This window comes from Bradyrhizobium sp. UFLA03-84 (assembly GCF_002289535.1).
Lineage (GTDB): Bacteria > Pseudomonadota > Alphaproteobacteria > Rhizobiales > Xanthobacteraceae > Bradyrhizobium > Bradyrhizobium viridifuturi.
On the sequence record NZ_NSJY01000014.1, the window covers coordinates 545,894 to 567,160 of the forward strand.

Here is a 21,267-nt window from a genome sequence, read left to right on the forward strand (position 1 = left end):
CGCGCCGGCTATTGCTTGCGCTGACGCCGCACCACGTCCTGCGCGACCTTCAGGAAGTTGAACAAATGCGGCATCCGGTTGTCGCGCCGGTAGTTCAGCGACAGCGCGGTCCCCGGATTGTGTCCCTCATAGGCGCGATAGGCGACGCCGGGGCGTTCCGCCTGCGAGACTGATTTCGGCACCAACGCGATCCCGACGCCGACCGACACCAGGCTGATCGCGGTCTGATAGTCCTGCGCCAGCACCTGTGATTTCGGAATGAAACCCTCTTCGAGGCAGATATTGAGAATGTGGTCGGCGAAGCTCGGGCGTGGCTTGCGCGGATAGAGAACGAATGTCTCGGACTTCAATGCCGATAGCCGCGTGACCTGTTGCTCGAGCAGCGGCGAGGTGTCGGACAGCGCGAGGATCAACGGCTCCTGCAGCAACGGCTCCGACTTCAACTCCTCGTCGTCGAGCGAGGGCCGCGCGACGGCGATATCGATCTCGCGCTGGATCACGGCGCGCTTCTGCTCGGCATTGTTCATCGCCGACAGCGCGAGCTCGACATCCGGATAGGCCGAACGAAACGCCTTGATCACGTTGGGCAGCACGCCGTAGGTCGCCGATCCGACGAAGGCGACGCGAAGGTGCCCTGAGAAACCTTCGCCGATCCGCTTGATCTCGCGATGCGTGCGGTCGAGCCGTTCCAGCACGTCGCGGGCACGTTCCAGCAGCACGCTGCCGGCCTGGGTCAGCCGGATCTGGCTGCGGCTCCGGTCAATCAGGATGACGCCGAGATCGCTCTCCAGCTGAGCAATCTGCCGGCTCAGCGGCGGCTGCGCGATCGCAAGCCGCGATGCGGCGCGGCCGAAATGCAATTCCTCGGCGACGGCGACGAAATAGACCAGCCGCCTGAGGTCCATGACATCGTCGCGCTCGGTCACGGGGGTTAGCCGGACGTTCGGCCGCGCGCTTCAAGCGAAGCTGCCGGGAAGGCTGATCGGGTTTGGTGCCGCGTGGACATCAGCGCGCGTTCGACACGATGGTTGCTATGCGAAGACTGGGCGTGGGTCCCGGGATTGTCAATTGCCCGCGGGGACGACGCCATCTGACTAGTCCTTGCGGGCGAAGGCACGGATCTTGTCCTCGTCGACCTCGACGCCGAGACCCGGGCCGTCAGGGACGCAGATCTCGAACGCGTCGAATTTGATCGGATTGACGACCAGATCCTCGACGAGAATCCGCGGACCGAAATGCTCGGTGCCCCATTCGAGCCTCGGCAGCGTGGCGAAGGCGGCGAGATGCGCGGCCGCGCCGATACTGCTCTCCAGCAGGCAGCCGCCGTAGAGTTCGAGGCCATGCGCGCCGGCGACCGCGGCTGCACGCTTCATTTCAAACAGGCCGCCGCTCTTCACGAGCTTCAGCGAGTAGACGCTGCCGCAGCCCATCATGGCGACGCGCGCAATCTCTTCCTTGGTGAAGGCCGCTTCGTCGACCAGCAAGGGGATCGAGGTGCGCGCAGCGATGCGTGCCATGGTGTCCAGCTGCAGCGCCGACACCGGCTGTTCGACCAGCGCGACGTCCAGCTCCTCCAGCGCGGGCATGAAGCGGATGCATTCGGCCTCGGTCCAGGCCTGGTTGACGTCGACGATCAGGCGCACCTCGTCGCCGAGACCGGCGCGCAGCGTCTGAAGCCGCTTCAGATCGGCCGGCGGCCGGTTGAAGCCGAACTTGATCTTGAACTGGCGGTGCTCGCGGCGCCGCAGCTTTTCCCTGGCTTCCTCCAGCTCCTGGCCGCTGTCGCCCGAGGCCAGCGCCCAGATCACCTCCATGCGCTCGCGCACGGCGCCGCCGAGCAGCGCGCTGGCCGCGAGGCCGAGCGTCTTGCCGGCGGCATCCAGCAGCGCGGACTCGATCGCGCCTTTGGCCGCGAAATTGCGGGTGGCGGCCTTGCTCATGCGCAGGGCGTTGGCCTCGAAGGCGAGGGCAGGCTGCCCGAGCAGCGCCGGCGCCAGGTAGTTCGTGACCGCGGCCTTGATCGATTCCACGCTCTCCTCGGCCCAGCGCGGTCCGCCGAGCGTCGAGGCTTCGCCGATCCCCGTCACGCCGTTGTCGAGCAGCACGCGCACCAGCACGTAGTCCTGATGCGTGACTTCCGTGTTCGAAAGCTTGTGCCGCCGACGGGTCGGCGCTTCCACGATGGTGGCGCGGATACTGCGGATCACAGTGTCCTTGGCGAGGGGGCGCCCTTGCTCCACAGGCTCGGCGATCTCAATCACGGCACGGCTCATATGTCCTCGCAGGTCAGTTCAAGTTGAGCCCGCCGGGCCTTCGAGGTCCGGCGGGCCTGGTACGTATCACTCGGCCGCGACGAGCCGCTCGACCGCGGCCTTCTTGAGCTTGAAGTCGAAGGCGAGAACGAGATCGGTGTCGGCACCGGCCGGCGCCTTGGCGAACGTGCCGATCAGGCTCTGCTTCACGGCGAACACCGAGTCGTTGTCGAGATATTTGGTCTCGGAATCGTAGATCTGCGAGATCAGCGACTGATAGCCGTCCTTGGAGAGCATGAAGTGGATGTGGCCGGGACGCCAGGGATGGTGACCCATGTACTTCAGCAGCTCGCCGCCGGCGCCGTCATAGGGGATCGGGTAGGGCTCGGGGCGAAGCGCCACGAAGGCATATTCGCCGTTGGCATCGGTCGTGAAGCGTCCACGCAGATTGTAGGCCGGCTGCTCGGGGTCTTGCAGATCGTAGAGCCCGTTCGGCGCGTCTTCCCAGACGTCGATGGTGACGCCTTCGATCGGCCGACCCGCGGTATCGCTGATGCGCCCCGAGACCTTCACGGTCTGCGCGTTGTCGAACGTCTTCTTGATGATGGAGGCGCCCTTCGGCAGCACCGGCGGGTTTTCCCGGTAGAACGGGCCGAGCACGGTCGACTCGCTCTCGCCGTCGGTCACCCGGTGGTCGAGCATGTCGACCAGCACTTCGACGCCGAGGATGTCAGCGATCAGGATGAACTCGTTGCGCTTCTCGTCCGAGATGTCGCCGGCGCGGCGCAGGAATTCGCAGGCCGCGAACCATTCGGCGAAGGTCAGGTCGACCTCCTTGCAGAAGGCGTGCATGTGGCGGATCAGGCTCGTCATGATCTGGCGGTTGCGATCCGGAATGTCCGGCGAGAGCGCGGCGATCACGTGGTCGGTGATGGTGTCCTTGTTGACGTTCAGCATGGTCGTTTCCTCCTTTTCTTGCAGTTTGATCAAACTTGCATTCCCGTTTTCGGGAATTTCCACTGGTCGCTTCACCAGACAAATTCGTAAGCGGCATTCTCCAGCATCGCAGGCGCAGGGTGCGGGTCGGCAAGGCCGCCGAACCGGCCGCGGAAGAACAGCAGCGGCCGCTTGCACTGCTGCAGCGACATCTCGCGGACATGACCGAGGAAGATGGTGTGGTCGCCTGCGATGATCTCGTCGGCGAGATCGGTCACGAAATACGCCGCCGCGTTGGCGATGACCGGCAGCTCGTTGTGGCGCTCGAACACGTCGCGGAGGTCGAGCTTGGGCTTGCCGGCGAAATGCCAGGCCAGATCCTCCATGCCCTCGGCGAGCACGCTGACCGCGAAGCGGCCGGTGCTCTGGATGTTGCGAAGCATCTTCGCGCTTTTCGCGATCGAGATCGCGACCAGCGGCGGATCGAGCGAAACCGACATGAAGGCATTGGCCGTCATGCCGTGATCGCGTCCCTCGCAATGTGTCGTGATGATGGTGACGCCGGTGCCGAACTGGCCACAGGCATTGCGCAGCTCGCGCGGATCGATGGCGGTCATTGGCTGATGACCTCGAGTTGGGCGAGGCTGGATGGATTGGCCGGTGGCGCGGTCAAGACGTCTCGCCAGTTTTCCAGTGCAGACGCCGCAGCAGCAAGGCCGGACCGCCGAAGCGAGCGGATCCGGCTGCTGGAGACGATCTCGCCATTGCCGCAACGCACCGGCGGCAGGATGCGGGTCTCGAAATGTCGGCGCAGCAGCTTCGCGGTGCCGCCCTTGCAGGACCCGAAGCGGAAATCCTCACCGACGATCACTTCGCGAGGGTGCAGGACCTGCAACTCGGCGAGGAAATCGGCCGCGGTGCGGCTGACGTAGATCTGGTTGAAGTCGGCGATGATGACATGGTCAGGCGCAAATGTTGCGATGCGCTCGAGCTTTTCGTCGAGTGAGATCAGCGCCTCGGCCTGGCCGAAATACACCTTTGGTGGCGGATCGAACGTGTAGACCACGGCCGGGATCCCGCGGCGTTGCGCCGCCGCAATGGTCTGCCGAAGCAGTTCCTGGTGGCCGCGATGGACGCCGTCAAACGCGCCGATGGTGACGACGCTGGCCGTCAGGGCCAATTCCCGATCGCGATGGAAAGCGACAGCGCTGCTGTCAAAACCCTTGGCCAAGCCTTTGCCCATGGCGCGCTCCCTTGCCGTGCCGACTGCGTCAGTGGCGGCGTTGCGTCGGCCGAACGATCATCGTCGTCCGGTCCGTGCCGTCTTGTCATAGCCCGAGCCGCAGCGGTCCGCGCGGTATGGTGTGATACCTTTCGCCGGCTCAGGGTGAGCGCGTAGCTTTTCCCCCGATGTCACGCCGACCAAGAGCGTGACGGGATGGTCCGGGCCGGTGCGGCGACGCCGCGCCGGTCCCACGACACAGCGGAGGAGAAGCCATGACTACAGCAGCAGCCCTGCGAGCCGACGCGCCTGCGTCGACGACCAGTGTCTATACCGGCGCGGAATTCCTGGACAGCATCCAGGACGGCCGAGAAATCTTCATCTACGGCGAGCGCGTCAAGAACGTCACCCAGCATCCCGCGTTCCGCAATTCGGCGCGGATGGTGGCGCGCTGGTACGACCGCTTTCACGAGAAGAAGGATCAGATCGGCGTTCTCACCGATACCGGCTCGGGACAGATCACCCATCCGTTTTTCCTCGGCTCGAAAACGGCCGACGACCTTGTGAAGGGCCGCGATGCGATCGCCGAATTGCAGAAGGTCGCGTATGGCTGGATGGGCCGCTCACCTGATTACAAGGCGGCGTTCCTCGGGACGCTCGGTGCGAATTCGGGCTTCTACGGCGAATACGCGGGCAACGCGAAGAAGTGGTATTCGCGGACCCAGGAGCGGCTCGACTTCTGGAATCACGCCATCGTCAATCCGCCGATCGATCGCGACCGCGCCATCGAAGAAGTGCGCGACGTCTTCATGCATGTCGAGAAGGAGACAGATGCGGGCCTGATCGTGTCAGGCGCGAAGGTGGTCGCGACCGGCTCGGCGCTGACGCACTACAATTTCATCGCCCATTACGGCATCCCGATCAAGGACAAGTCGTTCGCGCTGATCTTCACGGCGCCGATGGACGCCAAGGGCATCAAGCTGATCGCCCGCTCGTCCTACGAATTCACCGCGGCCGCGACCGGCTCGCCGTTCGACTATCCACTGTCGAGCCGCTTCGATGAAAATGATTCCATCCTCGTGTTCGACAAGGTGCTGGTGCCCTGGGAGAACGTCTTCATCTATGGCGACGTCGACAAGATCAACCAGTTCTTCCCGGCGTCAGGCTTCATCCCGCGCTTCACGCTGCACGGCGTGACCCGGCTTGCCGTCAAGCTCGACTTCATCGCCGGCCTGTTCTCGATGGCGGTCGAGGCGACCGGCTCGAAGGACTTCCGCGGCGTGCAGACCGCGGTCGGCGAGGTGATCGCCTGGCGCAATCTGTTCCACGGCATTGCCGATGCGATGGTGAAGTCGCCGATCGCCTGGCAGGGCACCGAGGGCTACAATCTGCCCAACCTGAATTACGGGTTGGCCTATCGCGTGTTCGCGCCGATGGCCTATCCGCGGATCAAGGAGTTGATCGAGCGCCACGTCGCGAGCGGCCTGATCTATCTGCCGTCGAGTTCGGCCGACCTCGAGAGCGAGGCGATCCGGCCCTATCTCGACCGCTTCGTGCGCGGCTCCAACGGCTATGCCGCGATCGACCGGATCAAGCTGCTCAAGCTGCTGTGGGACGCGGTGGGCTCCGAGTTCGGTGGCCGTCACGAGCTCTACGAGCGCAACTACGCTGGCAATTACGAGAATCTGCGCGTCGAGACGTTGATGGCCGCGAGCGCGACCGGCGATCTCGGCGCCATGCAGGATTTCGTGCGCAACTGCATGAGCGACTACGACGTCTCGGGTTGGACGGCGAAGGACCTCGTCAATCCCGATGATATCAACCTCGTCAGCCGCGGGCTGGTGCAGGGCTGACGATCTGGTAGACAGTCCGATGGGGCCGCCGCGACCGCGTGGCGGCCCTATCTTTGCAGAGAGAGTTCATTGCCATGCTGTTCCACGTCGAAATGGATGTCCGGATCCCGCACGACATCGCGGCCGAGAAGGTCGATGCTTTGAAGCAGGCCGAACGCGTTCGCGCCATGGAGCTGCAACGCTCCGGGGCCTGGCGCCATCTGTGGCGGGTGGCCGGACGCTACGCCAATGTCAGCATCTTCGACGTATCGGGCGCGCAGGAGTTGCACGACATCCTGTCCAGCCTGCCGCTGTTTCCCTTCATGGAGATCCAGGTCACGCCGCTGTGCCGCCATCCATCGTCGATCCACGACGACGACAGATAGCGCTAATCGACCGCCGTGCGCGGCCGCCGATGCCGGCTTGAGGTGCTGATGCTGCCGGTGACGTCGGGGTAACCGGTCAGCGACAGCGTGTCGGAGCGGACGCCCCAGCTTTCGAGCCGGTCGAGGAAGCTCATGCCGAGCAGGTTCGTCTTCATCTGGCCGCGCTGCACCACCAGCGCCGGCACCGATTTCTCGACCAGCTTGCCGACCGCGAGACGATCGAGCGTCAGCCGCGCTGCCTTGGTGTGACCGCCGGCGGTTTCCAGATCGACATTGTATTCCAGCATCTCGGTCGGCAGCCCGATCGCCTTGGCGGTTTCCCAGGTCAGGACGACCGAGGTCGCGCCGGTGTCGATCACCATCGGCGCGCTGACGCCGTTGATCTTGGCGCGGAACGCGAACTCACCGCCCTGACTGCGCGCGATCTGCACCGCGGGCGCGGAGGAGGGGGCTGAGGCCGACGCGACGATGCTGCGGCCGAAGATCTGGGTCAGGTTCTCCCTGGCGCGCGCGATCTGGTCGGGATCGCCATAGGCGACGACGGCGCCGGCGGTTGCCATCAGCAGCAGGATGACGAGGAGGATGCGGGTCATGCTGCACCCCCGGTCGCGGCGGCCGTCAGGCGCGCTTCGGGCGCGGCTCCATGCGCGCGAGCCCGGCCTCGGCCATGCGCGCCGGCAGCGTCGCCATGACAGATAGCCGCTCGGTGCTGTCCATCTTGTGCCAGCGCGCGATCTCCGGAAGCGTGCGGCCACAGCCGAAGCAGAGCTTCGTCCTGGGGTCCATCATGCAGACTGCGATACACGGCGTTTCTGAGCTCATACTTGGACTGTTGAACGGTTTCGGCGGACAGTGCAAGCCGAGCGGCGCGGGATGCTGCATCACGCCCGGGCTTCTTGTCGCGAGCATGGTCCCGGCGCGAACGCCTTCCGTTTGTTGACCTTGAAACCCGCGTCACGTTTGTCCGCGACATGCTCTACAATCCGGTGCCGGCACTCATGATCGACTTGCGGCGCACGCGTTTCCGGTCGGCGCCCATCGTGGGCTCGGCGGGCTCCGGCTGCATCGGCGGCGATTCTTCCGCCATCGGCGCCAGCGCGCTCATCACCCGCTCCGGCGGCAAGGTCACGATCACCTCGGTACCGATGCGCAGTTTCGATTTCAGCGTGAAGGTGCCGCCATGCATGTCGATCAGGCTCTTCGCGATCGGCAGTCCAAGGCCGGCACCCTGTTCCGCCGACTTGATCGAGTTGGAGCCCTGGCCGAACGAGGCCAGCACGACCGGGATCTCGTCCTCGGCGATGCCGCTTCCGGTGTCCTTGACGCTCAGATATTGCCCGCCCGACGCGGTCCAGCCGACCTTCAGCCAGATTTCGCCGCCCTGCGGCGTGAACTTGATCGAGTTGGAGAGCAGATTGAGCACGACCTGGCGGATAGCGCGCTCGTCGCCCCAGATCCTCGGCATGCCGTGCTCGAATACTTCGTGGATGGTGATGCCGCGGCTGGAGGCGCGCAGCTTCAGCAAATGGTGGCAGTCGGCGACGACATGCACCAGCGCCACGGCCTCTTCGTTCAGCTCGTAGCGGCCGGCCTCGATGCGCGACAGGTCGAGGATCTCGTTGATGAGGTTGAGCAGGTGCACGCCGGAATTATGGATGTCGGCGGAGTATTCCTTGTACACGGGCACCGCATGCGCGCCGAAGATCTCGCTCTTCATCACCTCGGAGAAACCGAGGATGGCGTTGAGCGGTGTACGCAGTTCGTGGCTCATCTGGGCCAGGAAGCGCGACTTGGCGACGTTGGCGGATTCGGCGCGGTGCCGCGCTTCGTCGGAGATCGCTTTGGCCTGTTCCAACTCGCCGATCAGCGCGTCTTTCTCGGCGCGGGCTTCCAGCGTCGCCAGCGTGGTCGAATGCAGGCGGTGCGCCAGCAGCGCGAAATAGCCCTCGGCGGCAAGCGCCAGCAGCGCCAGCACGTAATTGTCGAACGCGCCGTTGAGCACGAGGTCGAGCGCGATCCCGACCGTCACCGGAACGGTGGCCGCGAGCGCTGCGATCGGTAGGCTCGCCGCCAGCATGCTGGAGACCGCGATCACCAGCAGCATCAGGAACATCATCAGCGTGTTGGACGCGAGATCGCGCCCGGCGGGGTGGATCAGGATCGCCGTCCAGCACAGGCCGTAGAGCAGGTCGAGCAGCACGAAGCGGGTCCGCCACTTGCGGGTCACCGCGACCGAGGTCGGCTCGGCGAGGAAGTGCGAGCAGCTGCGGATGATCAGGAGATGGACGCAGAGGATGCCGACCGTCCAGGCACCTGCCACGAACGGCTTCATCCAGAGGCCGAACAGCACGCCGGTTGCAACCACGAGCAGCATCACGACGTAGGACGCCGAGATCCGGGTCTGGGCGTATTGGCGGAGCAGTTCGGCGTCGAACGCCGGGCGGGTTCCACTGGTTGACGTTAACCGATCCCGCGCCTCGCGCACCCGCTGCGCAGCGACGCGCCGGCTGTTCACCGGCGCTGCCACCTGAGGTCCTGCCGGAAGCGCTACAACTTCAGGCTTTTCTGCGGGATTACTCATAAACAACACAAATCCTGCCAGCGAACCGCGCGGGCCTTTTGCATTGTCTATCTGTGACGCCAAATCATTAAGCGATGACTTAAGAAGCTAAAGAAACTCGTTAACCGGAGGTTAAATTAACTTTTGGCGGCGCGGCCGGCGAACCGCCGATAGCGTTGTGCAATGGCTGTTCATCGCCTGCAAAAAGGGCGCGGCTGAGCCGCGCCCGTACTGTTCGCTCCGTGCCCGATCTCAGCGCTGCAGGCGCGCCAGCAGGCTCGACGTATCCCAGCGCTTGCCGCCCATCTTCTCGACCTCGGCGTAGAACTGGTCGACCAGTGCGGTAGCGGGCAGGGTGGCGCCGTTGCGGCGGGCTTCCGCCAGTGCGATCGAGAGGTCCTTGCGCATCCACTCGACGGCGAAGCCGAAATCGTACTTGCCTTCGTTCATGGTCTTGTAGCGGTTTTCCATCTGCCAGGACTGCGCGGCGCCCTTGGAGATGGTCTCGATCACGGCGGCGACGTCGAGCCCGCTCTTCTTGGCGAAGTGGATGCCCTCCGACAGGCCCTGCACGAGGCCTGCGATGCAGATCTGGTTGACCATCTTGGTGAGCTGGCCGGCGCCTGCCGGTCCGAGCAGCTTGCACATCCGCGCATAGGCGCCGGTGATGATCGGCTCGGCGCCCGCATAGGCGTCTTCGGCGCCGCCGCACATCACCGTCAGCACGCCGTTCTCGGCGCCGGCCTGGCCGCCCGACACCGGCGCGTCGACGAACTTGAAGCCGGCCTTGCTGGCGGCGGCATCGAGCTCGCGGGCGACCTCGGCGGAAGCGGTGGTGTGATCGACGAAGGTCGCGCCCTTCCTGATCCCGGCAAAGGCGCCGTCGGGGCCGATCGTGACCGAGCGCAGGTCATTGTCGTTGCCGACGCAGCACATCACGAAGTCCTGACCTTCGGCGGCGGCCTTCGGGGTCGGCGCGGTCTTGCCGCCGAACTTGTCGGCCCATTCCTTCGCCTTCGCTGCGGTCCGGTTGTAAACGGTGACCTCATGGCCGCCCTTTTTCACGAGATGTCCCGCCATCGGGAAGCCCATTACGCCGAGACCGAGGAAAGCGACTTTAGCCATGTCTGATACCTTGTGATTTGCCGTGGTGATCGCCCCGCAAGACCGCCGGAAATCGTCGCGGCGGGCAGGGCATTCCGTCCATGGAAGGAGCCGCACCATACCCCCTGCGCAGCGGAGGGCAACGGCTTCGTTGGATGGCAGACCCCGGTTTTGTGCTAGGATCGGGCTACCTAAGAACCTCACAAAAAAGGGAGTGTCTCGCATGGGCATGAGCGTCGGTGTGCTCGATCATTTCAATATCCGGACCCGGAATCTCACCGCCACGGTGCGGTTCTACGAGGACATTCTGGGCCTGGAAAAGGGCGCGCGCCCGAACTTCGCGTTCCCCGGTGCGTGGATGTACAGCGAGGGCAAGGCGGTCGTGCATCTGGTCGACATTTCCTCGACCGACGAGGCGCAAAAGCCGGACTCGGGCGTCGTCCACCACGTCGCCTTTGCCAGCCAGGGCTTTGACGGGATGCGGAAGCGGCTTCAGTCCAAGGGCATGGAATTCGACTCGCGCCAGGTTCCCGGCGGCGATCTCTGGCAGATCTTCGTGAACGACCCCAACGGGGTCATGATCGAGCTGAACTACGAGGCCGCCAAGGAAGGCGGCTCGGCAGCCCCCGCCGAGCGGCGGGACGACGTCGGAGCGAGGTAGCCTTTTGCGCCGCAACGCTCTATTGGGTCGTCTCTTGAACTTTTCAGGAGATCCGCGGTGAGCGTGACGCAGCAACAGGTTCTCGATTGCCTTGCCAAGGTGATGTCGCCACGCGGCGTCCCCTTGACCAACGCCAATGTGCTGTCGGCGATCACGGTCACCGACGGCAAGGTTTTCTTCTCGATCAACGTCGATGCCGCGGAAGCCCGCGCCTGGGAGAGCGTGCGTGCGCAGGCCGAGAACGCCGTGCGCGGCATTCCCGGCGTCAGCGTCGCGATGATCGCGCTGACCGCGGAGCGCAAAGCGGGCAGTGGTGCGGCGCCTAGCCCGCGGCCGACCGGTGGCGTCCAGCCGGCGTCCACGCACCGCCATCCGCATCCGCCCGGTGCGCAATCGCCGATGGCGCGCCAGGCCGAGATCCCGGGCATCGCCGCCGTGATCGCGGTGGCCTCCGGCAAAGGCGGGGTCGGCAAGTCGACCACGGCGCTCAATCTTGCGCTCGGCCTGCGTGACCTCGGCCTGCGCGTCGGGCTGCTCGACGCCGACATCTATGGCCCGTCGGTGCCGCGGCTGACCGGCATCCGCGAAAAGCCGCAGCTCAACGACGACAAGAAGATGATCCCGCTGGTGCGCTTCGGCCTGTCGATCATGTCGATCGGCTTCCTGGTCGAGGAGGACACGGCGATGATCTGGCGCGGACCGATGGTGATGTCCGCGATCACCCAGATGCTGCGCGACGTCGCCTGGGGCACGCTCGACGTGCTGGTGGTCGACATGCCGCCGGGCACCGGCGATGCCCAGCTCACGCTGGCGCAGAACGTCCCGCTCAAGGGCGCCGTCATCATCTCGACGCCGCAGGACCTCTCGCTGATCGACGCGCGGCGGGGCTTGGCGATGTTCAAGAAGGTCAACGTGCCGGTGCTCGGCATTGTCGAGAACATGAGCTATTTCCAGTGCCCGCACTGCGGCACCCGCTCGGATATCTTCGGCCATGGCGGCGCCCGCCACGAAGCCGAGAAGCTCGGGGTGCCGTTCCTCGGCGAAATCCCCCTACACATCGCCATCCGCACCGCCTCCGATGCCGGCAATCCGGTGGTCGAGAGCGAACCGGACGGCCCGCACGCCGCGATCTACCGCGCGATCGGCGATAAGGTCCGCGAGCAGTTGCAGGGCGTGATCGCGGTGGCTTGAGCCCGCGCAGTTGTTCTGGGGGCCGCGGCGCGGCGGCGGGCTTTCTTCACAGGCCCGTCGTACCGCGGCGATTGCTGAATCGGTTCCGGCCTGTATGTTTGTGCGGGACTGGCCGAATCATACCACCCTTCGATCCGTTGAAGGTGGCCAGGGGATGAAGCCGAAACCGCGGGAAGGTCGTGGGGCGACCATCGACATGGCAACATCGCGCGAAGCAGGCAAGGAACGCAAGCATCTGACGCGGGAGAAGCGCGAAGAGGCCTCCCGGATGGCGTTCAACGTCGCCAAGAAATCCGGCTCGATCGGTGAAGCTGCAGCGACGATCGCGAAGATGTATGGCGTCAGCAAGACAACCGCGCAAAGCTGGATCCGGCGCGGGCGGCATTTGGCCGACAAAGCCAAGAAGGCGCGGGAAGCGACGCGGCGCTGATCACTCCGGCCGGCCGCGCGCGGCGATTTACCGCGTGATGGGCAGCAAGGTCCGCGAGCGGCGGCGCGGTGTCATCGTCGCAGCCCGAGCCGCATTTTCCGGCATATTTCCGGCGTCATCAGACTTTCGTTTAATTGCCGCGGTCATGCCATTGTCGCGTTTCCGTGAGGCCGCCTTCCGTGTTAAAGGGCCGACCCAGAGCGCCTCGGCGGGTGTTTGCAAGCGTTCGGCTTGCGAGCCTCCTGCCGGAGAGCTGCTTGCGGTCACTGGGAAACGCCCCTCAAGGAGAAGCCTTACGATGAAGCGTCGTGATTTTTTGAAAGTTTCTGCGGCCGGTGCTGCCGCGACGGCGGTTGCCGCGCCGGCGATCGCGCAGTCCTCGCCTGAAATCAAGTGGCGCCTGACCTCGAGCTTCCCGAAGTCGCTGGACACCATCTATGGCGGCGCCGATCAGGTGGCGAAGTACGTCGCCGAAATGACCGACAACAAGTTCCAGATCCAGGTGTTCGCGGCGGGTGAAATCGTCCCCGGCCTGCAGGCGCTGGACGCGACGTCGAACGGCACGGTCGAGATGTGCCACACCGTGTCTTATTACTATGTCGGCAAGGACCCGACCTTTGCGATCTACGCGTCGGTGCCGTTCGGCCTCAACGCGCGCATGCAGAATTCCTGGTGGTACCAGGGCGGCGGCGAGGCGCTCGGCAACGAGTTCTTCAAGAAGTTCGGCGTGATCGGCTTCCCCTGCGGCAACACCGGCACCCAGATGGGCGGCTGGTTCCGCAAGGAGATCAAGACCGTCGCCGATCTCTCCGGCCTCAAATTCCGCATCGGCGGCATTGCCGGCCAGGTGCTGCAGAAGGTCGGCGTGGTGCCGCAGCAGCTCGCTGGCGGCGACATCTATCCGGCGCTGGAAAAGGGCACCATCGACGCCGCCGAGTGGGTCGGTCCCTATGACGACGAGAAGCTCGGCTTCCAGAAGGTCGCCAAGTACTACTACTACCCGGGCTTCTGGGAGGGCGGCCCGACCGTGCACGCCTATTGCAACCTCGAGAAGTGGAACGCGCTGCCGAAGAACTACCAGGCGATCCTGACCAACGCGACCGCCAACGCCAACAGCTGGATGGCTGCGCGCTACGACATGCAGAACCCCTCGGCGCTGAAGCGGCTGGTCGCCAGCGGCACGCAGCTGCGTCCGTTCACCAACGAGGTGCTCGAGGCCTGCCTCAAGGCGACCAACGAGCTGTGGGGTGAAATCTCGGCCAAGAACGCCGACTTCAAGAAGTCGATCGATGCCATGCAGGCGTATCGTTCCGACCAGTATCTGTGGTGGCAGGTCGCCGAGTACACCTTCGACAGCTTCATGATCCGCTCGCGCACCCGCGGCTGAGGCGTTTCGAGCATTCGCGAGAAGAGAACGCGCTAAGAAGCTTCGACTTAAGTAGCCCGGCCTCCGCAAGGGGGCCGGGTTTTTTGCGTCTGGCATTCGCCGAGGGGATGTTCCATGCTCGCCGCCGAAGCCTCGGCACGAAGGCGGCGTGTGATCGGTCAACGGTCATGACGGCAAAGAAAAGCAGCGCGACGATCGCAAGCAGTCGACGCTCGGACAACACAATCATACAGGGCGGGATTCAAATGAAGCGAAGAGATTTCATCAAGGTCACGGGTCTCGGCGTCGCGGGCGCGGCAACAGTCGCAGCTCCCGCGATTGCGCAGTCGATGCCGGAGCTCAAATGGCGCCTGACGACGAGCTGGCCGAAGTCGCTCGACACGCTGCACGGCGGCGCCGAGCTGATGGCCAAGGCCGTCGGTGAGGCCACCGACAACAAGTTCCAGATCCAGACGTTTGCCGCCGGCGAGATCGTGCCGGGCCTGCAGGTGCTCGACGCCGTGCAGAACGGCACCGTCGAGATGGGGCATACCGCGCCCTATTACTATTTCGGCAAGGATCCGACTTTCACCTTCGGCTCCTCGGTGCCGTTCGGGCCTAACATGCGCCTCAACCAGGCCTGGTTCATGCTGGGCGGCGGCAAGGAGCTGCTCAACGAGTTCTACAAGGGCTACAACGTCACTTCGCTGCTCGCCGGCAACACCGGCTGCCAGATGGGTGGTTGGTTCCGCAAGGAGATCAACAGCGTCGACGATCTCAAGGGTCTCAAATTCCGTATCGGCGGCTTTGCCGGAAGGGTGATGCAGAAGCTCGGCGCGGTGCCGCAGCAGCTCGCGGGCGGCGACATCTATCCGGCGCTGGAGAAGGGCACCATCGATGCGGCGGAGTGGGTCGGTCCCTACGACGACGAGAAGCTCGGCTTCTACAAGGTCGCGCCGAACTATTACTTCCCCGGCTGGTGGGAAGGCGGCCCGATGCTGGTCGCGATGATCAACCTCGACAAGTGGAACGCGCTGCCGAAGCACTATCAGTTCGTGCTGGAGCAGGCCGGCCATCTCGCCAACAACTGGATGATGGCGCGGTACGACCAGGCCAACCCGCTCGCGCTGAAGAAGCTGCTCGCGGTCGGCACCAAGCTGCGCCCGTTCCCGGCTACGGTGATGGAGGCTTCCTTCAAGGCCGCCAAGGAGCTGCATGCCGAGGTCGCGGCGGGCAATGCCAACTTCAAGAAGGTCTATGACTCGCTGACGTCGTTCTCCAACAACGGCTATCAGTGGTTTCAGGTTGCCGAAGTCGGATATGACAGTTTCATGGCGCGGCATTCTCAGGCCTGACGCCACTCGCGTTCAGTGCAAGCGGAAATCCCGGGGCAGAGCTCCGGGGTTTTGTTTGAAGCCGGCGAGGGCAGGCTGAATGCCTCTTTGTCCGAACGAATGATTCTTGGGCCCGATTCGTGCTAGCCTCGTCGAGGCAGCATGAATCAGGGCGCCACATGCGTTTCCTCGGGCTTTTCCTTCGGACGCTGTTTCTGATCGTTGTGGTGGTCATCACTGCACGGGTCGCAAGCCCGCAAAACGAAACCATCTGGTCGGCCTACGATACGCCGTCCGATTTGTTTCGCATCATCCTGGGCGCCGCGGTCTGCCTGTTCGTCGGCGTTCAGATATTCAGGTATTCGAGAGATCCGGCTGATATGCGCAGGTGGGTCGTCATCGGTGGCGCCGCGCTTCCGCTGGCGCTGCTCTGCGCGGTCGTCATCTGGTAGGCGCCCGCGCGTTCGCGTCGCTCAGAATGGAAACGGCAAGGCGCGCACGGGCGTGCGGCTCTCGAAGCTCAATCCGGTCGCCGGCCCGGTGCGGTAATGGCCGTTATAGTGCCCGCCGCCTGGACAGTAGTTCGGATCCAGGCGCGTCTGATCGGCGGTTGCGCGGCGATCCCTGCGCTGCTGATAACGGGCCTGCCAGCAGCGGCAGTCCTGGTCGCAGGCGAGTCGCACCCGGACGGCGGCCACCGGCCGTTGCGACGACAGCCTCGCGACGTGAACGGGCGCCGCGCAGGCGTCCGATGCCGTCACGGCGATGGCCGTGGCGATAAGAAACAGACGCGCTGTGTTTTTCATTTTTGTCTCATCGAGCCGATCAGCGTGGATACCGGGAGCCAATTCAATTGTGCCGGCGTGCCGCTATTTCTTCGGCAATCGCTTGGGCGATGATAGCGGCGGCGGAGCATTACCCTGCGGAGCCCGCACCACCGGGTTGTTCTGGACGGTAGGGCCGCCGAGATTGCTCGGCTTTTTCGGGCCGCCGACCGCGCTCTGTGCGGCCGCGGATCCCGCCGATATCGCGAGCAGGATTGCTGCCAAAGTGAGGATGTTTTTCATTCGCCGATTTCTCCGGTTCGTGCACCGCGTGCCGCCAGGTCAGCGCGCGGGAGGCCCGTTTTCGCTGACCCGCTGCGCCGTCGGGGCGGGTGCGTCGTCCAGCACGCATTTGCGCCAGTCGTCGGACGCGCAGTTGGCCGGCCAAGCGCCGCCGAGCGCCATGAACAGGGCGGCGCTGTCCGAAAGGCGCGTCGCCTGGGCCTGAACGCGGACGACCGCAGCCGTCAGATAGACCTGCTGGGCGTTGAGCACGACCACCTGGCTGACCTGCCCGAGGGCAAGCTGCTTCTGAATGATGTCGAGGCTGGCCTTGGCGGCAAGTTCGGCCTTGACCGCAGCCTGCAAGGCGCGCGCGTCGGCCTGCAGGCTTCTCAAGGCATCGGCGACGTTCTGCATCGCCGTGACCACAGCCTGTCGATAGAGCGCGTCCGCCTGGTCGACCGCGGCCTCTGCGGCCTTCTGCTTGTGGTAGAGCGTCAGGCCATCGAAGATTGGCTGGGTCGCGCTCGCCGCGATGGCGTAGAAGCTGGTTCCCGGCGTGAACAACTCGGCCAGGGTAAAGGCGGCCGCTCCGGTATTTCCGGTGATCGTGATGTTGGGCAGCCGCGCTGCGATCGCCACACCGATCTGGGCGTTCGCCGAATGCAGCAGCGCCTCCGCGGCCCTGACGTCCGGACGCTGGCGGATCATCTTGCTCGGCAGGCTCACCGGCAGGTTGGCGGGGAGCGCCAGGCGGTCGAGCGTGAACTTTTGCAGGATCTCGTCGGCCGAGAATTGCCCGGCCAGCGACGTCAGCAGGTCGCGCTGAACCGCAAGCTGCTTTTCCAGCGGCGGTAGCAGCTGCTCGGACTGGGCCAGCGCAGCCTCCTGGGCCAGCACGTCGACCTGGGCGGCGCCGCCCGCGTTGAACTGGTTCTTCACGATCTCCAGGATGCCGCGTTCGATCTTCACGACGCGCTGGATCGCTGCAATCTGGCCGCGAAGCGACGCTTCCTGGATCGCGGCGGTGACGACGTTGGCGGTCAGCGTGAGGTAAGCCGCTTCCAGCTGGAACAGCTGCTGCTCGGAGATCGCGTCGAGACTCTCGACCGCGCGAACATTCTGGCCCCAGATGTCAGGCACGAAGCTGACGTTCAATTGCGCGGTGTGCAGCGAGAACACCGAAGGGGACTGGCCGCCCGGTCCCGATCCCGACGCGCCGGAAATCTGTTGCTGGGACGGCGTGTAGTTCGCGCCGATCTGCGGGAAGAACAGCCCGCGCTGGGCCAGCGCGTTGTATTGCGCGATCCTGATCGCAGCCTCCGCCGACTGCAGGGAAGGGTTGTGCTCGACCGACATCTTGATCAACTCGTCGAGCGGCTTCGACCGGAATGCCGTCCACCAGCGCAGCGACACGTCCTCGCCGTTGACGAAATGCTGCTTCGGCACGCTGGGGCCGCCGGCATTCATGCTGGGGGAGGAGAGCTGCTCCGGCGTGTAGCGATCGACGTCCGGAACCGCGGGCGGCACGAAATTCGGGCCGACGGCGCAGCTTGCCAGCAACAGGGCGGCGGTCCCGGCGCCAAGCGCCGGGCGCAGCGCGCGCATCCCGCACGGTGCGATTGCGGCAACGATCCTTGTGACGGTCCTGGACATCAGCCGCCCCCTTCATGCGCCGCTGCGGGCGGTGCTTCGGCCGCGCTGTCCTCGCTCGCAACTTCCGTTGCCCGCGACAGGAATATCTTGCGCAAGGCGGGCGCCACCACGAGCAGCAGCAGCGGTCCGATGAACATGCCGCCGACCACCACGGTGGCGAGCGGCCGCTGAACCTGGCTGCCGATGCCGTGCGACAGCGCGGCGGGGAACAGGCCGACGCCTGCCGACAGCGCGGTCATCAGCATCGGGCGCATGCGCTGCTCGGCGCCGTTGAACACGGCCTCCGCGATATCCATGCCGGAGGCCCGCAATTCGCGGAAATAGGTGATGTTGAGGATGCCGTCCATGACCGCGACGCCGAACAGCGAGATGAAGCCGATCGCGGCCGAGATCGAGAAATCGAGCCCGGCGAGGAACAGCGCGATCAGGCCGCCGCCGACCGCGAAGGGAATGCCGGCCAGCGCCAGCAGGCTGTCGCGCAGCGAGTTGAACAGGCTGTAGAGCAGCACGAAGATCAGCAGCAGCGTCACCGGCACGACGATCATCAGGCGCGCCTTGGCGGCTTCGAGATTGTCGAATTCGCCGGACCAGATCATCCGGTAGCCGGCCGGAAGCTGCACGGCTTCGGCGACGCGCGTCTGCGCCTCCGCCACCGTGCTGCCGAGATCGCGGCCGCGCACGCTGAACTTGATCGGGATGTAGCGCTGGCTGCGCTCGCGATAGATGAACGACGCGCCGGTATCGAGCGAGATGTCGGCGAGCTCGCTGAGGGGGATGTAGGCGTTGGTGCCGGACGGCGTCTGGTAGGCGACCTTGATCTCGCGCACCTCGTCGATGCTCTGGCGGAACTTGGGATCGAGCCGCACCACCACGCCGAACTGCCGGTCGCCCTCGAGCACCGTCGTCGCGCTGCTGCCGCCGAGCGCGGCCTGGACCACGGTCGTGACGTCGCCGGTGTTGAGGCCGTAGCGCGCGGTCTTCTCGCGATTGACCTTGATGTTGAGGTTGGGCTGCCCGACCAGGTGGAAGATGCCGAGATCGGCGACGCCGCGCACCTTGGCCATCTCCTGCGCGACCTTGGTCGCGAGCTGTTCGAGCACGGCGAGGTTCGGACCGATGACCTTGACCGAGTTCGCGCCCTTGACGCCCGACAGCGCCTCCTCGACGTTGTCCTGGATGTATTGCGAGAAGTTGAAGGTGACGCCCGGCAGTTCCTCGTCGAACTCCTTCTGCAATTCCTCAGTGAGCTTTTCCTTGGTCAGGCCGGGCGGCCACTGGTCGAACGGCTTGATCGGCGCGAATAGCTCGACATTCGAAAACGGCGAGGCGTCGCTACCGTTGTCGGGACGGCCGTGCTGCGACACCACCGTGACGATCTCGGGGTGCCGCAACAGGATCTCGCGCATCTTGCGGGTCGGTTCAGTGCCGGCGTCGAGCGACATGGTCGATGGCATCGAGGCGCGGATCCAGAAATTGCCTTCCTCGAGCGCAGGCAGGAATTCACTGCCGAGCTGGCTCGCGGCGAGGCCGCTGAGCCCGAGGAAAACGATGCCGGCCGCGACCGCGACCCGCAGATGCGTCAGCGACCAGCGCAGCACCGGCGTGTAGGCCTTGCGCAGCGAGCGCACGATGATGGTCTCGGTTTCCTCGATGTGCCTCGGCAGCAGCAGCGATGCCAGCACTGGCGTCACCGTGAAGGTCGCCAGCAGCGCACCTGCGAGCGCGTAGCCGTAGGTTCGCGCCATCGGTCCGAAGATCTGGCCTTCGACGCCCTGCATGGTGAACAGCGGCACGAACGCGGTCACCGTGATGGCCGCCGTGAAGAACACCGCCTTGTCGACCTGCAATGCGCTGACGAAGATCATCCGCAGCCGCTCGGTCCAGCCCGGCGCGGGCTGGCCGTTGCGCGTGGTGGGATCGCCTCCCCAATAGCCCTCGGCGAGGTTTTGCAGCACGCGCAGCCGGTTCTCCGGGCTGGACTGGAAGTTGCGGAAGATGTTCTCCATCATGATGACGGCGGAATCGACGATGATGCCGAAGTCGACGGCGCCGAGCGACAAGAGGTTGGCGTCCTCGCCCTGCAGCACCAGGATGATGATCGCGAAGAACAGCGCGAACGGGATGTTGGCGCTGACGATCAGCGCGCTGCGCAGGTCGCCCAGGAACACCCACTGGATCACGAACACCAGCAGGCAGCCGAACATCAGGTTGTGCAGCACGGTGTGGGTCGTGACGCTGACCAGCGAGGTGCGATCGTAATACGGCACCACCTTGACGCCGGGCGGCAGGGTGCCGTCGCTGTTGATCTTGGCGACCTCCTCCTCGACCTTCGGCACGATGTCGTTGGTATGCTGCGTGCGGCCCATGACGACGATCGCCGCGGCGACGTCGTCGTTCTTGTCCTTTCCTGCGATGCCGAGCCGCGGCACAAAGCCGACCGAAACCTTGGCGACGTCCTTGATCTGGATCGGCAGCCCGTTGGATTGCGTCAGGACGACGTTCTCGATGTCCTGGACCCTGTAGCCCTTGGTGATGTCGTCGTCGCCGCCGGAGTTGATCAGGCCGATGCCGCGAATGTTGACGGATTGCTGGCCGATCGCGATCTCGCGGCCGCCGACGTTGATGTTGGCGTTGCCGAGCGCGCTGATCAGCTGCGGCACGGTGATGTTGTAGGCCTCGAGCTTTGCAAGGTCGGCGTCGACGTTGAACTGCTTGGTGGTGCCGCCCCAGGAGTTGATCTGCACGACGCCCGGTATCGTCGTCAGCCGGCGGGCGACGACGTAATCCTGCAAGGTCCTGAGGTTGGTCAGGCCGAAATTCGGCGGACCGACGAGCTGGTAGCGGTAGATCTCGCCAACGAGGCTGGACTGCTGGATCTGCGGGATCTGATTGCCGGGAAGCTGGACGTTCTGCGTGAGATTGTTGGTGGCCTGCGAGAGCGCGAAATAATAGTCGACGCCGTATCTGAAGGTCACCCTCACGAACGACAGGCCGTAGAACGAGGTCGAGCGGATGTTGACGACACCCGGCGTCGAGTACAGCCCGATCTCCATCGGGATCGTATAGTACTTCTCCATCTCCTCGGCGGAGAGGCCGGCGGCCTGCGCCGTGATCTCGAGGATGACGGGCGCCGGGTTCGGATAGGCCTCGATGTTCAGCTTGCTGAACGCTGCGATGCCCGCGGCGCAGAACACGGCAAGGCCGAGCACGATGACGGCGCTTCGGGTCAGACCGAATTGGAGGAGGCTCTTGATCAAGGTGCACTTACTCTTGAGCGGACCAGGGCGCGGC

At 64.8% G+C, this 21,267-nt stretch carries 21 protein-coding genes; 8 read left to right on the forward strand and 13 right to left on the reverse strand.

Going from position 1 to position 21,267, the window contains the following annotated elements; genetic code table 11:
• Positions 1 to 8 precede the first annotated feature (8 nt).
• From CK489_RS24085 to CK489_RS24105, 5 genes are all read right to left on the reverse strand, one after another.
• On the reverse strand, positions 9 to 926 hold the full coding sequence (locus CK489_RS24085) for a LysR family transcriptional regulator (protein ID WP_245350496.1): 918 nt from the start codon (positions 924 to 926) through the stop codon (positions 9 to 11).
• A 168-nt stretch (positions 927 to 1,094) separates the two neighbouring features.
• Complete coding sequence (locus CK489_RS24090) at positions 1,095 to 2,273, reverse strand: muconate/chloromuconate family cycloisomerase (protein WP_095734065.1); 1,179 nt, start codon at positions 2,271 to 2,273, stop codon at positions 1,095 to 1,097.
• A 66-nt stretch (positions 2,274 to 2,339) separates the two neighbouring features.
• Positions 2,340 to 3,209, reverse strand: coding sequence for an intradiol ring-cleavage dioxygenase (locus tag CK489_RS24095; protein ID WP_095734634.1), 870 nt, complete (start codon positions 3,207 to 3,209; stop codon positions 2,340 to 2,342).
• A 71-nt stretch (positions 3,210 to 3,280) separates the two neighbouring features.
• Positions 3,281 to 3,805, reverse strand: coding sequence for a flavin reductase family protein (locus CK489_RS24100; protein ID WP_095734066.1), 525 nt, complete (start codon positions 3,803 to 3,805; stop codon positions 3,281 to 3,283).
• Positions 3,802 to 4,431, reverse strand: coding sequence for a nucleotidyl transferase family protein (locus CK489_RS24105; RefSeq protein WP_245350497.1), 630 nt, complete (start codon positions 4,429 to 4,431; stop codon positions 3,802 to 3,804). Before CK489_RS24105 ends, CK489_RS24100 begins: the two co-directional genes overlap by 4 nt.
• Before the next feature lie 254 nt (positions 4,432 to 4,685).
• On the opposite strand from CK489_RS24105, the gene CK489_RS24110 reads away from it, so the two are divergent.
• Complete coding sequence (locus tag CK489_RS24110) at positions 4,686 to 6,263, forward strand: 4-hydroxyphenylacetate 3-hydroxylase N-terminal domain-containing protein (RefSeq protein ID WP_095734067.1); 1,578 nt, start codon at positions 4,686 to 4,688, stop codon at positions 6,261 to 6,263.
• A gap of 74 nt (positions 6,264 to 6,337) precedes the next feature.
• Entirely contained in the window at positions 6,338 to 6,628 is a 291-nt protein-coding gene (gene catC / locus CK489_RS24115) for a muconolactone Delta-isomerase (protein WP_095734068.1), read from the forward strand.
• A 2-nt stretch (positions 6,629 to 6,630) separates the two neighbouring features.
• On the opposite strand, the gene CK489_RS24120 is transcribed toward catC, so the two are convergent.
• The 4 genes from CK489_RS24120 to CK489_RS24135 all read right to left on the reverse strand — a co-directional run bounded on the left by CK489_RS24120 (position 6,631) and on the right by CK489_RS24135 (position 10,343).
• Positions 6,631 to 7,221 carry a TIGR02281 family clan AA aspartic protease gene (locus CK489_RS24120; protein ID WP_095734069.1) on the reverse strand — a complete coding sequence of 197 codons (591 nt, stop codon included), beginning with the start codon at positions 7,219 to 7,221 and terminating at the stop codon, positions 6,631 to 6,633.
• A gap of 25 nt (positions 7,222 to 7,246) precedes the next feature.
• Positions 7,247 to 7,450 carry a DUF1289 domain-containing protein gene (locus CK489_RS24125; protein WP_095734070.1) on the reverse strand — a complete coding sequence of 68 codons (204 nt, stop codon included), beginning with the start codon at positions 7,448 to 7,450 and terminating at the stop codon, positions 7,247 to 7,249.
• Between the two features lie 154 nt (positions 7,451 to 7,604).
• Complete coding sequence (locus tag CK489_RS24130) at positions 7,605 to 9,209, reverse strand: sensor histidine kinase (RefSeq protein ID WP_050628979.1); 1,605 nt, start codon at positions 9,207 to 9,209, stop codon at positions 7,605 to 7,607.
• A gap of 231 nt (positions 9,210 to 9,440) precedes the next feature.
• Positions 9,441 to 10,343: an NAD(P)-dependent oxidoreductase gene (locus tag CK489_RS24135; protein WP_283806283.1), complete on the reverse strand. Its 903-nt coding sequence runs from the start codon at positions 10,341 to 10,343 to the stop codon at positions 9,441 to 9,443.
• 172 nt (positions 10,344 to 10,515) lie between these two features.
• Here CK489_RS24135 and CK489_RS24140 point away from each other — a divergent pair, with 172 nt between their 5' ends.
• The 6 genes from CK489_RS24140 (at position 10,516) to CK489_RS24165 (ending at position 15,726) form a co-directional block, all read left to right on the forward strand.
• Positions 10,516 to 10,953, forward strand: coding sequence for a VOC family protein (locus tag CK489_RS24140; RefSeq protein ID WP_050628981.1), 438 nt, complete (start codon positions 10,516 to 10,518; stop codon positions 10,951 to 10,953).
• A gap of 57 nt (positions 10,954 to 11,010) precedes the next feature.
• A complete protein-coding gene (locus tag CK489_RS24145; protein ID WP_198961010.1) occupies positions 11,011 to 12,144 on the forward strand; it encodes an Mrp/NBP35 family ATP-binding protein in 1,134 nt (377 codons plus the stop codon).
• Positions 12,145 to 12,154: 10 nt separating this feature from the next.
• A complete protein-coding gene (locus tag CK489_RS42345; RefSeq protein WP_245350498.1) occupies positions 12,155 to 12,574 on the forward strand; it encodes a hypothetical protein in 420 nt (139 codons plus the stop codon).
• Between the two features lie 298 nt (positions 12,575 to 12,872).
• The gene (locus CK489_RS24155; RefSeq protein ID WP_021082298.1) at positions 12,873 to 13,961 is read left to right on the forward strand and encodes a TRAP transporter substrate-binding protein; all 1,089 of its coding nucleotides are present in this window, start codon (positions 12,873 to 12,875) and stop codon (positions 13,959 to 13,961) included.
• A gap of 245 nt (positions 13,962 to 14,206) precedes the next feature.
• Complete coding sequence (locus CK489_RS24160; protein ID WP_095734072.1) at positions 14,207 to 15,295, forward strand: TRAP transporter substrate-binding protein; 1,089 nt, start codon at positions 14,207 to 14,209, stop codon at positions 15,293 to 15,295.
• A gap of 158 nt (positions 15,296 to 15,453) precedes the next feature.
• Positions 15,454 to 15,726: a hypothetical protein gene (locus CK489_RS24165; protein WP_095734073.1), complete on the forward strand. Its 273-nt coding sequence runs from the start codon at positions 15,454 to 15,456 to the stop codon at positions 15,724 to 15,726.
• A gap of 21 nt (positions 15,727 to 15,747) precedes the next feature.
• Here the strand turns inward: CK489_RS24165 and CK489_RS24170 are convergent, their stop codons facing one another.
• The 4 genes from CK489_RS24170 to CK489_RS24180 all read right to left on the reverse strand — a co-directional run bounded on the left by CK489_RS24170 (position 15,748) and on the right by CK489_RS24180 (position 21,233).
• Entirely contained in the window at positions 15,748 to 16,080 is a 333-nt protein-coding gene (locus tag CK489_RS24170; RefSeq protein ID WP_095734074.1) for a hypothetical protein, read from the reverse strand.
• A 63-nt stretch (positions 16,081 to 16,143) separates the two neighbouring features.
• On the reverse strand, positions 16,144 to 16,341 hold the full coding sequence (locus CK489_RS40940) for a hypothetical protein (RefSeq protein WP_143278216.1): 198 nt from the start codon (positions 16,339 to 16,341) through the stop codon (positions 16,144 to 16,146).
• 39 nt (positions 16,342 to 16,380) lie between these two features.
• A complete protein-coding gene (locus CK489_RS24175) occupies positions 16,381 to 17,976 on the reverse strand; it encodes an efflux transporter outer membrane subunit (RefSeq protein ID WP_349626939.1) in 1,596 nt (531 codons plus the stop codon).
• Positions 17,976 to 21,233, reverse strand: a complete 3,258-nt coding sequence (locus tag CK489_RS24180) for an efflux RND transporter permease subunit (protein WP_095734076.1) — start codon at positions 21,231 to 21,233, stop codon at positions 17,976 to 17,978. The genes CK489_RS24175 and CK489_RS24180 overlap by 1 nt, the downstream gene beginning before the upstream one ends.
• Between the last annotated feature and the right edge of the window lie 34 nt (positions 21,234 to 21,267).